11 protein-coding genes and 1 tRNA gene are annotated in these 14,560 nt (G+C 74.7%); 4 read left to right on the top strand and 8 right to left on the bottom strand.

The features are described from left to right. Positions 1-43: 43 nt before the first annotated feature. Together WA616_RS12930 and WA616_RS12925 are read right to left on the bottom strand one after the other, a co-directional pair. Positions 44-688 carry a helix-turn-helix domain-containing protein gene (locus tag WA616_RS12930; protein ID WP_336030347.1) on the bottom strand — a complete coding sequence of 215 codons (645 nt, stop codon included), beginning with the start codon at positions 686-688 and terminating at the stop codon, positions 44-46. A gap of 304 nt (positions 689-992) precedes the next feature. Beyond that, positions 993-2,585 (bottom strand): phospholipase D family protein, encoded by a 1,593-nt coding sequence (locus WA616_RS12925; RefSeq protein WP_336030346.1) that lies wholly within the window; start codon positions 2,583-2,585, stop codon positions 993-995. 94 nt (positions 2,586-2,679) lie between these two features. On the opposite strand from WA616_RS12925, the gene WA616_RS12920 reads away from it, so the two are divergent. The 3 genes from WA616_RS12920 to WA616_RS12910 are packed head-to-tail and all read left to right on the top strand — an operon-like array spanning position 2,680 to position 6,309. Then, positions 2,680-3,948, top strand: coding sequence for an aspartate kinase (locus WA616_RS12920; RefSeq protein ID WP_336030345.1), 1,269 nt, complete (start codon positions 2,680-2,682; stop codon positions 3,946-3,948). After that, complete coding sequence (locus WA616_RS12915; protein WP_336030344.1) at positions 3,945-5,015, top strand: aspartate-semialdehyde dehydrogenase; 1,071 nt, start codon at positions 3,945-3,947, stop codon at positions 5,013-5,015. The genes WA616_RS12920 and WA616_RS12915 overlap by 4 nt, the downstream gene beginning before the upstream one ends. A gap of 7 nt (positions 5,016-5,022) precedes the next feature. After that, the gene (locus WA616_RS12910; protein WP_336030343.1) at positions 5,023-6,309 is read left to right on the top strand and encodes a glycosyltransferase 87 family protein; all 1,287 of its coding nucleotides are present in this window, start codon (positions 5,023-5,025) and stop codon (positions 6,307-6,309) included. Here WA616_RS12910 and WA616_RS12905 read toward each other — a convergent pair. The 5 genes from WA616_RS12905 to WA616_RS12885 form a co-directional block, all read right to left on the bottom strand. Next, the gene (locus WA616_RS12905; RefSeq protein ID WP_336030341.1) at positions 6,242-8,038 is read right to left on the bottom strand and encodes a S9 family peptidase; all 1,797 of its coding nucleotides are present in this window, start codon (positions 8,036-8,038) and stop codon (positions 6,242-6,244) included. The genes WA616_RS12910 and WA616_RS12905 overlap by 68 nt on opposite strands. A gap of 4 nt (positions 8,039-8,042) precedes the next feature. Beyond that, positions 8,043-9,176 carry a hemolysin family protein gene (locus tag WA616_RS12900; RefSeq protein ID WP_336030339.1) on the bottom strand — a complete coding sequence of 378 codons (1,134 nt, stop codon included), beginning with the start codon at positions 9,174-9,176 and terminating at the stop codon, positions 8,043-8,045. Beyond that, entirely contained in the window at positions 9,173-10,525 is a 1,353-nt protein-coding gene (locus WA616_RS12895) for a hemolysin family protein (protein WP_336030338.1), read from the bottom strand. The genes WA616_RS12900 and WA616_RS12895 overlap by 4 nt, the downstream gene beginning before the upstream one ends. A gap of 104 nt (positions 10,526-10,629) precedes the next feature. Then, positions 10,630-10,703, bottom strand: a tRNA-Pro gene (locus WA616_RS12890). Positions 10,704-10,763: 60 nt separating this feature from the next. Next, positions 10,764-11,675, bottom strand: a complete 912-nt coding sequence (locus WA616_RS12885; RefSeq protein ID WP_336030337.1) for a metallophosphoesterase — start codon at positions 11,673-11,675, stop codon at positions 10,764-10,766. 70 nt (positions 11,676-11,745) lie between these two features. Between WA616_RS12885 and WA616_RS12880 the strand changes: the two genes are divergently transcribed. Continuing rightward, positions 11,746-12,198, top strand: coding sequence for a GatB/YqeY domain-containing protein (locus tag WA616_RS12880; RefSeq protein WP_073418173.1), 453 nt, complete (start codon positions 11,746-11,748; stop codon positions 12,196-12,198). Positions 12,199-12,219: 21 nt separating this feature from the next. Here WA616_RS12880 and WA616_RS12875 read toward each other — a convergent pair whose 3' ends face one another. Beyond that, positions 12,220-14,526, bottom strand: coding sequence for a transglycosylase domain-containing protein (locus WA616_RS12875; RefSeq protein WP_336030335.1), 2,307 nt, complete (start codon positions 14,524-14,526; stop codon positions 12,220-12,222). Positions 14,527-14,560: the final 34 nt, after the last annotated feature.

The following is a 14,560-nucleotide window of genomic DNA, read 5'->3' as shown; positions in this document are numbered from 1 at the left end:
GTAAGCAGGAGGCTGCCGCGCACGGGCCCACGGTAGCAGCGGGTCAGTCGAGGCTGCAGCCACACGCGCAGTCCGGCGCATGCGGCCGCAGCCGTCCGGGGGTGGGCGGCCGGTCGTCGAGGAAGACGTCGTCGCAGGCAGGCGGGCAGGTGCAGACCGGATCCGGGCGGGCCGCGGCGGCCGCCCGGGCCTCCTCGACGCGCTCCCGCCAGGCCCGTAGCGCGGCGCGCCGCCGGGCCTCGGCGCGGTCGCGCAGGCCGTCCCCCGGCTGCGGTCGCTGGTGGTCGTCCGGGATGCCCCGACGGACGCGCCGGAGGTCTCGCCACCGGCGGTCGCGGTCGAAGGTGTAGGTCACCGGGTCGCGGTCGTAGCGGTGCGGGCCGTGCCACCACGCGTCGTCGCCGTGCCGGACGTCGAGGTGCGCCGGGTAGCGGCGGCCGCCCTCGTCACGCACGGCCCCGCCGTCCATCGGCGCCACCTCGTGCCCCTCGCCGTCGAGCAGCGCCAGCCGCAACCCGGCCGTGTCCGCGAGCCGGGCGAGCACGCGCGCGTCGAGTCCCCGGGAGCCGGCCTCGGCGGCGGCGATGGTCGTGCCGGGTACCCCCGCGGCCCGTGCCAGTTCGCGCTGCGACAGGTCGGCCGTACGGCGGATGCGCCGCACGAAGCCGGGGAGGTCGAAGGCGGACACGGCCTGAGGGTCGCCCGCGGTGGCCGGCCTCGGGAGGGCGTGTGTCCTCCTGGGGACGGTCGTGCTCTGCCCACAGGAGTGTGCAGAGCACGAAGGTGAGCTGTGGTACGTCCCCGCGAGCGCGGTCGTGCTCTGCACGCAGGAGTGTGCAGAGCACGAAGGTGAGCCGAGGTGGGGGCTGGTGTGCGGTCGTGCTCTGCACGCAGGGGTGTGCAGAGCACGACTCGGCTCGGGAGGACATGTGCCCTGAGAGCGGTGCCCATGAGGAGCGGTGCGGCGGGGCGGCCGGATCCGGCCCGGCTGCTCAGAACTCGCGGCGGCGGCGGAGGCGGAGCGGGCGGCCGTCGGGGTCGTCGACCAGGCGGTACAGCGGCGTCGCCCAGAGGCGCGTGGGGAACGACAGCTGCTCGGGCCGGTGGTGGCGCAGCCGGCCGCGCGGACGCGGCCCCTGCCGGCCGTTCGCGTGCCAGGCGTCGAGGGCGTCGGCGGCCGCGTCGAGGGTGGCGACGAAGGCCTCGGGGTCGAGCAGGTCGGCGTCCTCGCTGCCGTCGTCGGCCCGGTCGGTGTGCTCGCGGGCCAGGACCAGCCGCAGGTCGCGGGCGAAGGTGCGGGCGCCGTCACCGGTGCCGGCCGGGTCGCGCGGCTCCCGGGGGTCGAGCGTGGTGTCGAGGACCGCCGAGGACAGCTCGCTGTCGTGCGTCCACGAGCGCCGGTTGAAGTTGTCGCTGCCGACACTGGCCCACACGTCGTCGACCACGCACACCTTCGCGTGCACGTACACCGGCGTGCCCTCGTGGTTCTCCACGTCGTAGACGTGCACCCGGTCGCGGCCGGCCCGGCGGCACATCTCCAGCGCCTGCCAGCGGCCCACGTACTGCGGGCGCTGGGCGATCGCGCCGTCCTGGTCGGGCACCCGCGGCACGACCACGACCAGGTGCAGGTCGGGGTGCTCGCGCAGCGCGTCGGCGAACAGCTCCGCCACCTCGCCCGACCACATGTACTGGTCCTCGAGGTAGATGAGCCGCCGCGCCCGCTTGATCGCCTTGGAGTACCCGCGCGCCACCGACCGCTCGCCGTCGGGCGCGAAGCTGTACGGCGGGCGGATCGCCGGATAGGTCCGCAGGTTCTGCACCAGGTGCGGCCCCGCCGGGGGAGGGGGCGGCAGCTGCGGCGGCAGCGGGTCGCCGTACATCCGGCTGCGGCTGAACCGGTCGATGAGGTGGGCGATGGGGTTGCCCTCGTCGGGGTCCATCGGGTCGTCCCAGCGCTCCCGGAACACCGTGTCGAGCGCGCCCACGGCCGGCCCCCGGATCATGAGCTGGACGTCGTGCCACGGCGGCGTCGGCCCGTACGCCGCCGCCATGGGCAGCGTCTGCGGGTCGCCGCGGTGGTCGGCGTCGTCGCGTCGGCTGTGGCACAGGTCGATGCCGCCGACGAAGGCGACGTCCTTGGTGGCGTCCTGGTCGTGCCGGCAGACGACGAGCTTCTGGTGGTGGCTGCCGCCGCGGCGCACGCGCTGGTCGAGCACGACGAGCCCGCCGCCGTCCTCGACCTCGCGGTCGAGCGCGCGGTTCTCCCGGGCGCTGAACGACAGCCAGTCCACGTGCGAGCGCCACACCAGCCCGCGCACGGTCACGCCGCGCTGCACGGCCTCGGTGAACAGCTGCGCCACCGTGGGCCCGCCGGGGCGCAGCTCCTCGTCGGGGTCGCCGCGCCAGTCGGTGAAGAAGAGGTGGTCGCCCTCGTCGAGCACCTCGACCGCCTCCACCAGCGCGTCGAAGTACGCGGCCCCGTGCACCAGCGGGACGGCGAGGTTGCCCTCGGTCCACGGCGGCAGGTCGGTGGCGTGGTTGCCCCGTTCCTCGGGGCTGAGCAGCCACTCCACGGGGTCGGTCACCCCATGATCACAACGCCCGCCCCGGCGCGGCGCAACGGGACGGGACCGGGCTGGATCACGGAGGACCGGGCCGGGATCGGTAGCCTGTGGACCCGTGGCCCTCGTCGTGCAGAAGTACGGTGGCTCCTCCGTCGCCTCCGCCGCCCACATCAAGCGTGTCGCCGAGCGGATCGTGGCCGAGAAGAAGGCCGGCAACGACGTCGTCGTGGTCGTCTCCGCCATGGGCGACACCACCGACGAACTGCTCGACCAGGCGGCGCAGATCACCGACGAGCCGCCCGGCCGCGAGCTCGACATGCTGCTCACCGCGGGCGAGCGCATCTCCATGGCGCTGCTCGCCATCGCGATCAACACCCACGGTTACGAGGCGCGGTCGTTCACCGGCTCGCAGGCCGGCGTGATCACGACGTCGAGCCACGGCAAGGCCCGCATCATCGACGTCACGCCCGGCCGGTTGCGCTCGGCGCTCGACGAGGGCTCGATCGTCATCGTCGCCGGCTTCCAGGGCGTCAGCCAGGACACCAAGGACATCACCACGCTCGGCCGCGGCGGCTCCGACACCACCGCCGTCGCCGTCGCCGCGGCCCTGCGCGCCGACGTCTGCGAGATCTACACCGACGTCGACGGCGTGTTCACCGCCGACCCGCGGATCGTCCCCAACGCCCGCCGGCTCGAGACCGTCACCTACGAGGAGATGCTCGAGCTGGCCGCGTCCGGCGCGAAGGTGCTCATGCTCCGCTGCGTCGAGTACGCCCGCCGCTACGGCATCCCGGTGCACGTCCGCAGCTCCTACTCACAGCTCCCCGGCACCGTGGTGACCGGCTCGATGGAGGACCTCAGCGTGGAACAGGCGATCATCACCGGCGTCGCGCACGACCGCAGCGAGGGCAAGATCACCGTCTACGGCGTGCCGGACCGGCCGGGCGAGGCCGCGCAGATCTTCCGCGTGCTGGCCGACGCCGAGATCAACATCGACATGATCGTGCAGAACGTGTCGGCCGAGACCAGCAAGCTCGCCGACATCTCCTTCACGCTCCCCAAGAGCGACGGGCCCACCGCGATCGCCGCGCTGGAGAAGGTCAAGCACACCGTCGGCTACAGCGACGTCCGCTTCGACCAGCACATCGGCAAGGTCAGCCTGGTCGGCGCCGGCATGCGCAGCCACCCCGGCGTCTCGGCCCGCTTCTTCGGCGCGCTCGCCGACGCCGGCGTGAACCTCGAGCTCATCAGCACCTCGGAGATCCGCATCTCCGTGGTCTGCCGCGACACCGACGTCGACCTCGCCGTCCGCGCGGTGCACGACGCCTTCGACCTCGGCACCGACGAGGAGCAGGCCGTGGTCTACGGAGGGACCGGACGATGACCTTCACCAGCGACGGGCTCCGCGTCGGGATCGTCGGCGCCACCGGGCAGGTCGGCGCCGTCGTGCGCCAGGTCCTCGCCGAGCGCCGCTTCCCGCTCGCCGAGCTGCGGTTCTTCGCCAGCGCCCGCAGCGCCGGCCGCACCCTGCCGTGGGGCAGTGGCCCGGATGCCGTCGAGATCACCGTCGAGGACGCCGCCACCGCGGACCCCGCCGGCCTCGACGTCGCGATCTTCTCCGCCGGCGCGAGCACCTCCCGCGCCCAGGCGCCGCGGTTCGCCGCGGCCGGCGTCACCGTCATCGACAACAGCTCGGCCTTCCGGCGCGACGCCGACGTGCCGCTCGTCGTCGCCGAGGTCAACCCGCAGGCACTCGACGAGGTCCCGCGCGGGATCATCGCCAACCCGAACTGCACCACCATGGCCGCGATGCCGGTGCTCCGGCCGCTGCACGACGAGGCCCAGCTGGTCCGCATGGTCGCCAGCACGTACCAGGCCGTCTCCGGCAGCGGGGTGGCCGGCGTGGAGGAGCTCGACGGGCAGGTGAAGGCCGTCGTCGACAAGGCCGCCGCGCTCACCCACGACGGGTCGGCGGTGAGCTTCCCCGAGCCGCAGAAGTACGTGCGCCCGATCGCCTACAACGTGCTGCCCATGGCCGGCAGCGTGGTCGACGACGGCTCGTTCGAGACCGACGAGGAGCAGAAGCTCCGCAACGAGAGCCGCAAGATCCTCGGCATCCCCGACCTCCGGGTCTCGGGCACCTGCGTGCGCGTGCCGGTCTTCACCGGGCACTCGCTGTCGCTCAACGTCGAGTTCGCCCGGCCGCTCACGGTCGCGCGGGCCACCGAGCTGCTCGGCGAGGCCCCCGGCGTGGAGCTCACCGACGTCCCGACGCCGCTGCAGGCCGCCGGCCGGGACCCGAGCTACGTCGGGCGCATCCGTCAGGACCAGAGCGTCGACGGCGACCGCGGGCTGGCGCTGTTCATCAGCAACGACAACCTGCGCAAGGGCGCGGCGCTCAACACCGTGCAGATCGCCGAGCTGCTGCTCGCCCGCCGGGGCCAGGCCTAGCGCTCCCGTGGCCGGCACCCGGGCCGGCGCGACGAGCCGGCGGCGCGTCGCCGCCGGCGTCGGGCTGTTCGCCGCGCTGGTGGGCGTCGTCGCCTGGGTGTCGGTCGTCGTCCCCAACGACCCCTGGCACGACTTCTTCGACCTGCGCGTCTACCGCGGCGCGGTGGCCTGGTGGCTGGACGGGCAGCCGCTCTACGACTTCACCTACGGCCGCAGTCCCTACGGCTTCACCTACCCGCCGTTCGCGGCGCTGCTGGTGCTCCCGATGGCGCTGCTGCCCTACCCGGTGGTCGCGGCCGGCCACGTGCTGCTCAACGTCGTCGTCCTGGGCGGGCTGGCGTGGTGGCTGCTCACGCCGCTCGCCCGGCGGCACGGCTGGCCGCTGCCGTGGGCGTGGGTGCTGGCGCTGCCGCTGCTGTTCGTGCTCGAGCCGGTGCGCGAGACGATGGGCTTCGGTCAGGTCAACCTGTTCCTGATGGCGCTGGTGCTCGCCGACGTCGCGGCGCTGCGGCGCGGCTCGCGGTGGGCCGGCGTCGGCATCGGCCTGGCCGCCGCGGTCAAGCTCACCCCCGGCCTGTTCGTCGTCTGGCTGCTGCTCACCCGTCGAACCCGCGCCGCAGCCGTGGCGACCGGCACCGCCGCCGCGGCCACGCTGCTGGCGTTCGCGGTCGTGCCCGGCACGTCGTGGCGCTTCTGGACCGAGACGCTGTGGCAGACCGAGCGCGTGGGCAAGCTGGACAAGACGTCCAACCAGTCGCTGCTCGGCGCGCTCGCGCGGCTCACCGATCCCGCCGAGCCGCCGCGGCTGGTCTGGGCGCTGCTCGCCGCCGCGGCGCTGGCGTTCGTCCTGACCCGGGCGGTGCGCGCCGCGCGGGCCGGTGACGACCTGGCCGGGGTCGCGCTCACCGGCCTGGCCGCCTGCCTGGTGAGCCCGATCAGCTGGTCGCACCACCTCGTCTGGCTGGTGCCGGCGCTGGTCGTGCTCGTCGACGTCGCCGCCGGCACGCCGCCCGCCGCGCCCGCCCCGCGGTGGTGGCGCGACCGGCCCCGGGTGCTCGCCGGGTCGCTGGCGGCGGTGGCCGCGGGCGTGCTGGCGTCGTCGGCGATCTGGTTCGCCTTCGCCACCACGGGCCACCACCACGAGCGCGGCGTGGTCGGCATCGTCGTCGAGGACCTCTACCTGCTGGTGACGCTGGCAGTGGTGGCCGTGCTCCCCGCCCGGGGGATCAGGGCCGCACGTGCCGCATCGCGAACGACAGCGCCGTCTCCACCTGGCGGATCGTCTCCTCGATGACCAGGGAGCCGTGCCCGGCGTCGAAGCGGTACACCTCGTGCGACCGGCCGAGCTCCGCCAGCCGGCCCAGGTAGTTCTCGATCTGCCGGATGGGGCAGCGCGGGTCGTTGGCACCGGCCACCACCAGCACCGGGGCGCGCACCTGCTCGACGTAGGTGATCGGCGACGAGCGCTCGTACCGCTCCCGGACCTCCTCCGGCGACCCGCCGAACAGCGCCCGGTCGTAGGCCCGCAGGCCCTCCATCTCGTCCTCGTAGGCGGCCAGGTAGTCGGCCACCGGCACCTCGGCGATGCCGGCCGCCCAGCGCTCGGGCTGGGTGCCCAGCGCCAGCAGGGTGAGGAAGCCGCCCCACGAGCCCCCGGTGATCAGCGCGCGCGCCGGGTCGAGCATGCCCTCGGCGACCAGCGCGTCGTAGACGGCGGCGACGTCCTCGAGCTCGGTCGGGCCCGGGCGGCCGGTCAGCGCGTCGCGCCAGGCGCTGCCGTAGCCCGTGGAGCCCCGGTAGTTGACGTGCACGACCGCGTACCCGGCGTCGACGTAGGCCGCCCGCCGCGCGCGGTAGCTGTCGTCGTCGGCGGACTCGGGGCCGCCGTGCACGAGGAACGCCGTCGCGTACGGCGGCTCCCCGGCCGGGCGGACCAGCAGAGCGTGCACGTCGCCGCCCGGGCCGGGCACCCAGCGGTCCTCCACCGGGTAGGCCGCGGGCGGCTCCTCGCCGGGTGCGGCGAGCACCACGGGGCCGTCGGCCCGGCGGATCACCGGCGGTCGCTCCGACGACGACCAGGCCAGCTCCACGCTGCCGTCGGGCCGGGCAGTGGCCCCGCGGACGACGCCGGGCGGGGTGTCCAGCCGCTCGAGCGTGCCCGTGCCGAGGTCGTAGCGGTACAGCTCGCTGCGGGCGGCGTGGTCGTGGCCCACGAGCAGCGCCGAGCCGTCGGGGTACCAGCCGGCGGTCACGTCGCCGGGCAGGTCGAGGACGATCTCGGTCTCTGTGCCGGCGGCGACGTCCCAGACCAGCAGCTCCTCGCGGCCGCGGCGCTCGTGGCCGACCAGCAGCCGCCGGTCACCGGGCAGCGGGGCGAACTCCAGCGCGTGCAGGCCGCGGCCCTCGCCGTCCCACTTCTCGGCGACGACGGCGGGCGCGTCCTCGGTGGTGTCGGCCGTCCGGAGCACGCGCAGCGCCGGGTAGCGGGGGTCGCCGTGCTCGGAGTGCGACACCACCAGCAGCTCGTCGTCGAGGGTGAGCGCGTCGACCGACGCCGGGTCCTCGTGCCGGTAGACCACCCGCGGCGTCCCGCCGGCGGGCGCCAGCCACAGCTCGCTGCCGTCGTCGGTGGAGCGGCCGATCGCCACGAGCGAGGAGCCGATCTCCAGCCCGGCGGGGTAGGCCGGGCCCACCTCGGGCACGGCGACCCGGTCCTCGCCGCCGGCGAACGGCTGCACCATCCACACGCCGAACTCGTCGCCGTCGGTGTCGGCGAACCACCAGATCTGCTCGCCGTCGGGGGACAGCGTGCCGATGAGCGTGCCGTTGGGCCGGTCGGTGGCCTGCCGGTGGGCGTCGGTGCCGCGGTCCCAGGCGTACTGCTCGACGACGCCGCTGACGTCGGAGGCGTACAGCGAGCGGTCCGGCGCCCGCAGCGCCCAGTCGGGCAGGCTCACCCGCGGGGCGCGGAAGCGGGCCTGCCAGCGGGCGGTGACCTCCGGGGGGAGGGCGGGTGCACTCACCCGGTCATCTTCCCCCGGCGCCCGCTCCCGCCTCGGCACCGGTCCGGCGGCCGCGGGCGGCGCGGTCGGCGCGGTCGGCGAGCTGGCGGGTGTGCTCGGCGGCGGCGTCGCGGACGTCACCGATCAGCAGCTCCAGCACGTCCTCCAGCGCCACCAGGCCCACGGTGCGCCGCCGGCCGTCCTCCTGGGCCACCACGCCGCCGAGGTGGGCGCCCTGGGCGCGCATCTCCGACAGCACCTCGGGCAGCTTGGTCCCCGGCGCGATCGGCACCAGCGGCGTCACGTGCTCGTCGGGCATCGGGCGGTCGCGGTCGGCGCCGGTGACGCCGAGGGCGTCCTTGACGTGCAGGAAGCCCAGCAGGCTGCCGTCCTCGCCCTGCACCGGGTAGCGGCTGAAGCCGTGCTCGGCGACGACGGCCTCCAGCTGCCGGGGCGTGGTCGAGCGCGGCACGGTGACGACGGTGTCCATCGGCAGCAGCACGTCCTCGACGGCGTGCTGCTCGAAGGTCAGCGCGCCCGCGGCCAGCTCGCTCACCTCGGTGCCGAGCAGGCCCTCCCGCCGCGACTGGGTGATCATCGAGCGGATCTCGGTCTCGTCGAAGCTCGCCGCCACCTCGTCGGTCGGGGTGGCGCCGAACAGCCGGACGAACGCGTTGGCCGTGGTGTTGAAGAACCAGATCACCGGCTTGAGCAAGCGGGTGAAGGCGGCCAGCGGCGGGCCGAGCGCGATCGCCGCCCGGTCGGGCCCGGCGATGGTGATGTTCTTCGGCACCATCTCGCCGAGCACCATGTGCAGCACGGTGACCAGCGACAGGGCGATCACCAGCGCGATCGGGTGCAGCAGCGCGTCGGGGACGCCGGCGGCGTGCAGCGGCACCTCGATGAGGTGGGCGACGGCCGGCTCGCCGACGGCGCCCAGGCCCAGCGAGCACAGCGTGATGCCGAGCTGCGCGCCGGCCATGTTCTGCGAGACGTTGCGCATCGCGGCGAGGGTCTTCGCCGCCCGGGCGGACCCGGCGTCGACGCGGGGCTCGATCTGGTCCACCCGGGCCGACACCAGCGCGAACTCGGCGGCCACGAAGAAGGCGTTGCCCAGCAGCAGCGCCACCAGGACCAGCAGGCTGATCACGTCGCTCACGCCGCGACCTCCCGCTCCGCGCGCAGCCGCGAGGCCGCCGTCGCGCCGTACTGGGGTTCCACGGTCCGCTCGGCGGCGATCCGGGCGACCCGGCGGCCGTCCAGCGACTCGACGGTGAGCCGCGCGCTCTCCAGCTCGACGGTGTCGCCGACCTCCGGCAGCCGCTGCAGGTGCTCGGCCAGCCAGCCGGCCAGCGTCTCCCACCGGCCCTCGGGCACCGCGATGCCGGTGCGCTCGAGCACCTCGTCGGGGCGCAGCAGGCCCGACAGCACCCAGCGGCGGTCGTCGACCCGGCGCAGCGTGCGCAGCGGCCGGTCGGTCTCGTCGGTGATCTCGCCGACGAGCTCCTCGACGATGTCCTCCAGCGTCACGACGCCGTGCGTGGCGCCCCACTCGTCGACGACGAGGGCGATCTGCAGGCCCTGCTCACGCAGCAGGTCCATCAGCCGCTCCAGGCGCAGGGACGACGGGACGGCGAGCACCGGGTCGGCGAGCTCGCCGGCGGTGCGGGACGAGCGCTCCGCCTCGGGGACGGCGACGGCGCGCTTGACGTGCACCACGCCGGTCACCTCGTCCAGGTCGGAGCCGTACACGGGGAACCGCGAGTTGCCGGACTGGGTGGCCGCGGCGATGACGTCGGCCGCCGTGGCGCTGGCCCGCAGCGTCCACAGCCGGGTCCGCGGGGTCATGACGTCGGTGGCGTACTTGGCGCGCAGGCCCAGCGAGCGCTGCAGCAGGCGGGCGGCGACGGGGGAGAGGTCGCCCTCCTCGGCCGACCGGCGGGCGACGGCGGCCAGCTCGTCGGCCCCGCGGGCGGAGTCGAGCTCCTCGCGCGGCTCGAAGCCCAGCCGCCGCACGATCGCGTTGGCCAGCCGCTGCAGGGCGTGGAGGAGGACACCGGTGGCGGCGGTGAACAGGCGCATGCCCGGCGCGACGACGCGGGCCACGCCGAGCGGGTTGGCGATCGCCAGGTTCTTCGGCCCGAGCTCACCGAGCAGCATCTGCAGCGTCGTGGCCAGCGCCAGGGCCAGCCCGTAGGAGACGCCGGTGGCCGCGGCCTGCGACAGTCCCAGCGCCTCGAGCGGGCCGTGCAGCAGCTGCCCGATCGCCGGCTCGGCGAGGTAGCCGACGACCAGCGTGGTGAGCGTGATGCCCAGCTGGGCGGCCGACAGCTGCGTGGACAGGGAGCGCAGCGCGGTCACCACGCTGGCCGCGCCGGTGTCACCACCGCGGGCGGCCTCCTCGGCGCGGCCGCGGTCGACGGTGGTGAGCGAGAACTCGGCGGCGACGAAGAAGCCGGTCAGCGCGGTGAGCACCACGGCGGCGAGGAGGAGCAACCACTCGGTCATCAGGGCACGGGTGCCCGCTGCGGCCCGGACTCAACCGGAACGCATCCGGAACGTGGCCCGGAACGCACCGAGGGGCCGCCTTCCGGCGGCCCCTCGGTGGTGGGTCGGGGTGACAGGATTTGAACCTGCGGCCTCGTCGTCCCGAACGACGCGCGCTACCAAGCTGCGCCACACCCCGGGTGTGACTGGTCCACTGTAACCGAGCCGCCGGAGGGCCCCGGCGGCGGGTCGGACCGGCTCATGGCTCCCGCGCGGTCAGCGTGAGCAGCGTCGCCTCCGGCGGGCAGGCGAAGCGCGCCGGCGCCCAGGGACTGGTGCCCAGGCCCGCCGAGACGTGCAGCCAGGTGCCCGCCGGGCGCTCCGGCGCGGGGCCGGCCCACCGGTGCAGCCACCGGGCGCGGTCGCGGTCGATGCCGCAGTTGGTGACCAGCGCCCCGTAGAACGGCACCCGCAGCTGCCCGCCGTGGGTGTGGCCGCACAGCAGCAGGTCGTAGCCGTCGGCGACGAAGCGGTCGAGCACCCGCGGCTCGGGGGAGTGGACGACACCGATGCGCAGGTCGGCCGTGCGGTCGGCCGGCCCGGCGACGTCGTCGTACCGGTCCCGCCTCAGGTGCGGGTCGTCCAGGCCGGCGAAGGAGATCCGCCGCCCGGCGACGGTCAGCTCGCCGCGGGCGTTGGTCAGGTCGAGCCAGCCGCGGCCGGTGAACGCGTCGCGCATGCCGCGCCAGGGCAGCTCGTCGCCGTGCACCCGCTTGGTGGTGCGGGTGAAGTAGCTGAACGGGTTCTTCGGCCGCGGCGCGTAGTAGTCGTTGGACGAGGTGACGAACACGCCGGGCCGGTCGAGCAGCGGGTCCAGCGAGCGCAGTACCGCCGGGACGGCGTCGTGGCCGGCGAGGTTGTCGCCGGTGTCGACGACGAGGTCGGGCCCCAGCCCGTCGAGCGCGGCGACCCAGTCCTGCTTCGAGCGCTGCCCGGCGGTCATGTGCAGGTCCGACAGGTGCAGCACGGTCAGCGGCGCCGAGCCGGGCGCGAGCACCGGGACGTCGAAGCGGCGCAGCGTCCAGTGGGTGCGCTCGTAGAGCGAGGCGTAGGCGACGGTCGAGGCACCCGCCGCGACGGCGGCCGTGGGGAGGGCGGTGTACCAGCGCACGGGCCGAGCGTACGGGTGGCGATCACCGGCCCGCGCCGAGCGGACGGGGGCGTCGTGCCAGGCTGGAGGCGTGTCCGACCTCAAGGATCAGCTGCGCGCCGACCTGACCGCCGCCATGAAGTCCCGCGACGAGCTGCGCACCGCCACGCTGCGCATGGTGCTCGCCGCGGTCAGTGCGGAGGAGGTCGCCGGCAAGGAGGCCCGGGAGCTGTCCGACGACGAGGTGCTCGGCGTGCTGCGCCGCGAGGCCAAGCGCCGCCGGGAGGCCGCCGAGGCGTTCGACTCCGCCGGCCGCGCCGAGCAGGCCGGCCGCGAGCGGGCCGAGGGCGAGGTCGTCGCGGGCTACCTGCCGGCCCAGCTCGACGACGCCGACCTCGCCGCGATCGTCGCCGACGTGGTCACCCGCACCGGGGCCACCGGCATGAAGGACATGGGCCGGGTCATGGGCGCGGCCAACGCCGCGGTCGCGGGCCGGGCCGAGGGTGGCCGGGTGGCCGCGGAGGTCCGCCGCCAGCTCGGCTGACGGACCGGCCGCGCGGCGGGGTCAGCCCCCGCCGCCACCGCCGGGACCACCGCCGCCGGGACCCCCACCGGGACCTCCGCCGAACCCGCCGCCCGCGCCACCACCGGGACCGCCGTCGGTGCCGGCGCCGCCCTGGGGGACACCGCCCTGCGTGCCGGTGCCCTGGGGGCCGCCGTCGGCGGGGGCGCCGTCGGTGGCCGTGCCCGGCGCGACCACGCCCGGGTCGGTCGGCACCTGCCCCGCGTCCGGCGCGGGAGTCGAGGCCCCGCGGCCGCCGTTCATCAGCGCCGGGTCGGCCGGCGGGAACGTCGAGGTCGGCCGGGTCTCCAGGTAGGGCGCCATGGCGTTGCGCCAGATGGTCGCCGGGAAGTTGCCGCCGTAGCCGCCGACGTCCTGCTGGGCCTTCGGGTTGAAGACCATGACGCTCGCGGAGTACTCGGGCATGAACCCGACGAAGGCGACGGAGTCGCGGCCCTGGGCGGTACCGGTCTTGCCGGCGATCTGGTGGCCGGCGATGGCGGCCCGGGTGCCGGTGCCGGCGGGGGTGGCGACGTCGCCGACGAGGATCTGGCTCAGCGTGTTGGCGACGTTGGCCGGGATCGCGTTCGCGGTGCAGTTGTCGCCGCGCACCAGCGGCTGGCCGTCGTCCCCGGTGAGCGGCTGGCCGGCGCGGTCGAGCACCTGGACCACCGGGACCGGGGTGCAGCGGGTGCCCTGGGCGCCGAGCGTGGCGTAGGAGTTGGCCAGGTCCAGCGGGCTGGTGGCCTCGGCGCCCAGGGTGAAGGAGCCGAAGTTGCCGTCGATGATCGTGTCGGCGGAGTTCTGGGTGGGCTGGTCGAACGTCATGCCCATCCGCTCGGCCATCCGCACCGGGCCCTCGACGCTGCCGAGGCGGTCCTCCAGCGCGAGGAAGTAGGTGTTGGAGGAGCGGACCAGCGCGCCGACCATGTCCAGGGTGTCGGGGTAGTTGCCGGCGTTCTGCACGCAGTACATGCCACGCGCGGTGGTGGTGTTGCGGTCGTCGTCGTTGCAGCCCGGGCCGCGGAAGACCCGCGAGGTGTACTGGTTGCCCGGCGTCGTGATGACGGTGCTGGCCGGGATGCCGGCCTCCAGCGCCGCCGCGGCGGTGAAGACCTTGTAGGTGGACCCGGCGCCCTTGCTGGCCGCCGTGTGCAGGACGACGGACTCGCAGTCGGGGTCGGAGCAGCCGAACCGGCGGTTGACGCTCATCGCCAGCACCGCCCCGGTGCCCGGCTGGACGGCGGTGAACATGCCGGCGAGCTCGGCGCCCATCGGCAGGGTGTTGAGGACGGCCTGGTCGCCGAGCACCTGCAGCTGCGGGTCCAGCGTCGTCTGGATGGTCAGGCCGCCGTTGTCCAGCTGCTCCTGGGTGATCCCGAGGACGCCGGTGAGGTAGCCCTGCATGTAGGAGCAGAAGAACCCGCCGACGGCGGCGTCGATGCAGCCGTTGGCCGGGCGGACGCCGGGGGCCACGGCGACCGGCTGGGCGGAGATCTCGGTCAGCTCGGCCTCGGAGATGTGGCCGAGGTCGAACATCCGCTGCAGCACCTGGTTGCGCCGCGTCTGTGCGTTCTCCGGGTTGGTGATCGGGTCGTCGTTGGCCGGGCTCTGCACCAGCCCGGCCAACATGGCGGCCTGGGGGAGGGTGAGGTCGACGGCGTTGACGCTGAAGTACTGCTGGGCGGCGGCCTGGATGCCGTAGGCGCCCTGCCCGAAGTACACGATGTTCAGGTAGCGGGTGAGGATCTCGTCCTTGGGATAGGTCTCCTCCAGGGCGAGGGCGAGGCGGGCCTCGCGCAGCTTGCGCGACAGGCCCTCGACGCCGTCCTGCTCGGTCGCGGCGGTCCGCTCCTCGGCGCTGTCGGCGGTCTCCAGCAGGGTCTGCTTGACCAGCTGCTGGGTGATCGTCGAGCCGCCCTCCTGCACCGACCCGGCCGACAGGTTGGTCACCGCGGCGCGCAGCGTGCCCTGCACGTCGAGGCCGTTGTGCTCGTAGAAGCGGGAGTCCTCGATGTCGACGAGGGCCTGCTTCATCACGTCGGCGATCTGGTCGGAGGTGACCACCGTGCGGTTGTTCGCGTAGAAGTTCGTGATCAGCGACCCGTCGGAGGCCAGCACCCGCGAGTTGCCCGCCGGCGTCGCGTCGGTGAGCTCGACCGGCAGCGCGTCCAGCAGCGAGGCGGAGTTGCGGGCCACCACCCCGGTGCCGCCCACGAAGGGCAGCATCAGGCCGGCGACCAGCGCGCCGGCCACCACGATCATCGCGACGAGCTTGGCCAGCACCCGGCCACGGGACACCTCGGACATCACCCGGAAGGGTACGTGCCGCGCCGCCCCCGGA

Source organism: Geodermatophilus sp. FMUSA9-8, assembly GCF_037034165.1.
Taxonomy (GTDB): Bacteria; Actinomycetota; Actinomycetes; order Mycobacteriales; family Geodermatophilaceae; genus Geodermatophilus; species Geodermatophilus nigrescens.
This window is presented reverse-complemented; position numbering and strand designations above follow the sequence as displayed.

Excerpts from the sequence above, each read along its gene's own strand:
- WA616_RS12915 (WP_336030344.1), top strand. The coding sequence starts at position 3,945 with ATGACCTTCACCAGCGACGGGCTCCGCGTCGGGATCGTCGGCGCCACC.
- WA616_RS12895 (WP_336030338.1), bottom strand. The coding sequence starts at position 10,525 with ATGACCGAGTGGTTGCTCCTCCTCGCCGCCGTGGTGCTCACCGCGCTG.
- WA616_RS12875 (WP_336030335.1), bottom strand. The coding sequence starts at position 14,526 with ATGTCCGAGGTGTCCCGTGGCCGGGTGCTGGCCAAGCTCGTCGCGATG.